Below are 3,551 nucleotides of genomic sequence, written 5' to 3' on the forward strand. Positions count from 1 at the left end.
TAGCAAATACTTTGCTATCAGCTCGTCCGTAGGAGATGAAGGCATCGAAAAAAGTATTCATTTTTGGTAGTTAAGTAGTTCAGTAGGGATTCAATATAACTATTTGAGAGAAACTTGGGCTCACAAGTCTCGGAACCTATAGTTATAGAATTCCCTAAGGTGATGCTAAGCTAACAGTCTTACCATTAGCTGGTCAGCAGTCAACCGATAGTAGCGATCGCAGCAATCAAGGTTAGCTTATCTAAAATCTTCTTTTCCTCAAGACCACCCAGCACGTCTGGCAGATAAGTCTGGACATCTTTGAGGGATTACCAGGATTACCCCCTCAGAGGGGGTAATCATTTGGGAATTGGCTGGCTTATCGAATCGCTGCCTGTTGTAATTGTTCGTTGAGTTGTGACTCAGCCATACCTGGGTTTTGAGTTGGGTTTTGAGTTGGGTTTTGAGATAGGAACTCTGTTTGCTCCCTGCCCTTTTCCTGGTCGTGCTGAACCTCGCTGATGTATCCTTCTACATCTTTTTTAATCAGCGCCTCGACACGGGAGGAAAACTGGGTAAATGCCTGGGTGTGGTTTTCTACACGTTGGTAAGGTCCACTTAACTGAAGAAATTGCCAGCCTTCTATCTTCATGGCTTCTGCGGTGTTGCGATACTGAGTGTAGTGTTTGCCATATTGAAATAGCTCCTCTACAGCGGCGCTAATTGCCACTACCTGACTCAGTCCAAAGGCAGTCCAACCCAAGGCTACTCTGATTTTACCGTCGCTGCTGTTGATACCCACTAAAGCCGGAACAATTACCCCTCCGATAATGGTCATCATTCGCAGGGCATAATAGTGGTTGCGACACTGATTTGCTCGCTTGTCTAACCACAACACTTGGTCGAGCCAGCGAGCTTTGATAAACCGCTTCTGCATTTCCGATAGATCAATTCCATCAATCAACCCACCCATCTCTTCTTTATATTGTTCCCGATAAGACCGTTTTTTTACCATGATTCACTCGTCCTGTTTACTTGAGAGGATTCCCCAGACCTATACCCGACTGTTATGGAAAAAAACCTTGACAATGGCTAGGTACATGTATGGATTTTTTTTTGGGATTCATTACTCCAGTTATAACCGGGAATTATTGCAACCTGGGTAAGGACAAATTCTCAAGTTTCGAGTATAGTTTAATCGGGGAAATAATACCCTTTTTTTCATAGTAGTCATGGTAATTTGGCGGAAGCGAGCCAAGCAGCTTGTATTGGAAATTTTTAGAAAAAAAAGGCAGTAGCAATCTCTATAAGTGTGAGGATTTAGCTATCATAAGCAAGTACTTTACTCTCTTCCGGATACTTAATCAAGGCCACTTTCCAACAGGTCGAGCATTTCTGTTAGCCATTTTCTAGCACTTTCTTCAGTTTCAAAATGGCGATTGGCATAGTCACCCACATCTTTCCAGGGAAAGGAGCGAGAAGCCAAAGCAACCCGTCCTTCGGTAATTATGGTACGATGCCACTTGGCAAGTTCTGGATTGTTGCAGCCAAGAACTACCTCTTCATCACTTTTACCTTCAAAATCAGCTTCAGCAAACTCCCCAGCAAGAAAACTGTAGAGATTTTCGTAGTTAGGTTTTTGGCTCATGGGTAGATTTTTGGTGTATAGTTAATTGGTAATGTTGAGTAATGACTGAAGATTGGAGAATTAGAGACTGAAGATTAAATAAATACAAGATATTATAGTTTAAGCAAGGGTCAGTCTAAACTATAAAATCTACGTAAGCATTCAGCCGTCAGCCGTCAGCCGTCAGCCGCCAGCTGTCAGGAGACTTAACTCATATTAAACCAATGCTTACCTCTTTTATTAAAAAGCTGAACGCGCACCCGTGCGCGTAGCGCTAATCGCTGTTCGCTGATAGCTGTTCGCGCAGCGTGCGCGTAGCGCTTAAGCTGAGTGCTTACATATCTACAATCTACAATCCCCTGAGCAGTTATCTAGCGGGATATGACGTAAGAAGTAAGCAATCTCCCTTTGCTGTTTTTTTCATAACCACAAGCAACTTTGTACTATTAGAAATATTGCTCATAGAAGGAGGACGTCTAGCCACACGACCAACTACTTCCGTAGCCCTATACTTAACAGCTCGCTTCTCACCTATAGCAGCATCAAGAACCCAACTATTTAATCTATTCCGGTTGGCTCTCAAAGCAGCTTGAATATTAGTGGCAGCAGTTTCCAAATCGCCATAGGTGCTAGCTGCGCTGATTCTGGGAGCATTAATTAATCGGTCTACTAGTTGTTGATCACTTTTACCAACATGGCGATCAATGGTGTGACCACCAAGGTACTCCTGTCGTTGTAACCAGTCGGAGGAAAAATTACTCGGCACGCATTGCGCAAAAGCTGATTGACTCACGCAGAAACTCTGTACAAGAGTCAAAACAGCCAATAGTCCAGCACTCTTGGCTAGGGATTTTTTCCAATGGGTAAGCATCTTAAATAATGTCTGTTTTTACCTACTATTCCCAGCAGCTTTTTAATTGTAACATCCTCAGCCACTGCATCAAGACAATCAAAGGAGGTTCAATGGGCGACTGACTGTATCAGGGATGAGCTCATTGCCCTCAAAGCTGTATAGAGTAAAATTTTGATGAATATATTAATTTTGGTTAAGTCAACCTATGTCTAATCAAGAAATTCGGCCAGAAGGGCAACCGTTAATCGATCGCTCTATAGAGGATAAAACTAAGGACTTTTTGGAGATAGGAAGAATTGCTGGTCTTAATACAACATCCGATTGTGCAGGCGCTGATCTCAGCGGTGCTAATTTGAGTAGTGTTAACCTCAGCAGTGTCAATTTGAGTGGTGCTAACCTTAGCCTGGCTAAACTCAACGGTGCTAATTTATTTGGTGCTAATTTATTGGGAGCTAACTTGTTTGGCACTGACCTGAATGAGGCTAATCTTAGTGAGGCTAATCTTAGTGATGCTAATCTCAGCGAGGCTATCCTCAGTCGTGCTATTCTCAGCAGTAGTAATCTTAGGGGTACTATAGTCAGCAATGCTAACTTTAGCTATGCTATCCTGAGTAATGCCAACCTCAGCCATGCTATCTTGAGTAATGCTAATCTGAGTTATGCTAATCTATTCGGTGCTAACCTCAGCGAAGCGAATCTATTTGGTGCTACCTTAAGTTGTGCTACTTTGAATTATGCCATTTTTAATCATGCTAATTTGAGTTACAGCAACTTAAGTTATGCCTCGATGGATTATACAGTACTGAGTGCTGCTAACCTCAGATGTGCTCTCCTGGGGGAGACTAACTTGAGTAAGGTGAATCTGAGTGATGCTAAATTAGAGAAAGCCCGGTTGGTAAATAATTTAGGAATTTCTGAAGATATGAAGCTTGACTTGAATAAAATGGGAGCAATTTTTGAAGAGTCGAATGATAATAATGGTTTGAAAATTTTTAATCATTAAATACAAGGGAATAGGGAATAAGGCAATAGGCAATAGGCAATAGGCAATAGGTAATAGGCAATAGGCAATAGGCAATAGGCAATAGGCAA

4 protein-coding genes are annotated in these 3,551 nt (G+C 42.1%); 1 reads left to right on the top strand and 3 read right to left on the bottom strand.

The genetic code is table 11. The features are described 5' to 3' along the window. Positions 1-358: 358 nt before the first annotated feature. The 3 genes from AC4II3_RS31975 to AC4II3_RS31985 form a co-directional block, all read right to left on the bottom strand. Positions 359-994 (bottom strand): DUF4231 domain-containing protein, encoded by a 636-nt coding sequence (locus tag AC4II3_RS31975; protein WP_488016902.1) that lies wholly within the window; start codon positions 992-994, stop codon positions 359-361. Positions 995-1,339: 345 nt separating this feature from the next. After that, on the bottom strand, positions 1,340-1,627 hold the full coding sequence (locus AC4II3_RS31980; protein ID WP_488016904.1) for a hypothetical protein: 288 nt from the start codon (positions 1,625-1,627) through the stop codon (positions 1,340-1,342). A 346-nt stretch (positions 1,628-1,973) separates the two neighbouring features. Beyond that, entirely contained in the window at positions 1,974-2,477 is a 504-nt protein-coding gene (locus AC4II3_RS31985; protein WP_488016905.1) for an RNase A-like domain-containing protein, read from the bottom strand. Positions 2,478-2,664: 187 nt separating this feature from the next. Here AC4II3_RS31985 and AC4II3_RS31990 point away from each other — a divergent pair, with 187 nt between their 5' ends. Continuing rightward, the gene (locus AC4II3_RS31990; RefSeq protein ID WP_488016907.1) at positions 2,665-3,462 is read left to right on the top strand and encodes a pentapeptide repeat-containing protein; all 798 of its coding nucleotides are present in this window, start codon (positions 2,665-2,667) and stop codon (positions 3,460-3,462) included. Positions 3,463-3,551: the final 89 nt, after the last annotated feature.

This window comes from Moorena sp. (genome assembly GCF_982860115.1).

Coding starts and splice junctions, on each gene's coding strand:
- AC4II3_RS31985 (WP_488016905.1), bottom strand. CDS start 2,477: ATGCTTACCCATTGGAAAAAATCCCTAGCCAAGAGTGCTGGACTATTG.
- AC4II3_RS31990 (WP_488016907.1), top strand. CDS start 2,665: ATGTCTAATCAAGAAATTCGGCCAGAAGGGCAACCGTTAATCGATCGC.
- AC4II3_RS31975 (WP_488016902.1), bottom strand. CDS start 994: ATGGTAAAAAAACGGTCTTATCGGGAACAATATAAAGAAGAGATGGGT.
- AC4II3_RS31980 (WP_488016904.1), bottom strand. CDS start 1,627: ATGAGCCAAAAACCTAACTACGAAAATCTCTACAGTTTTCTTGCTGGG.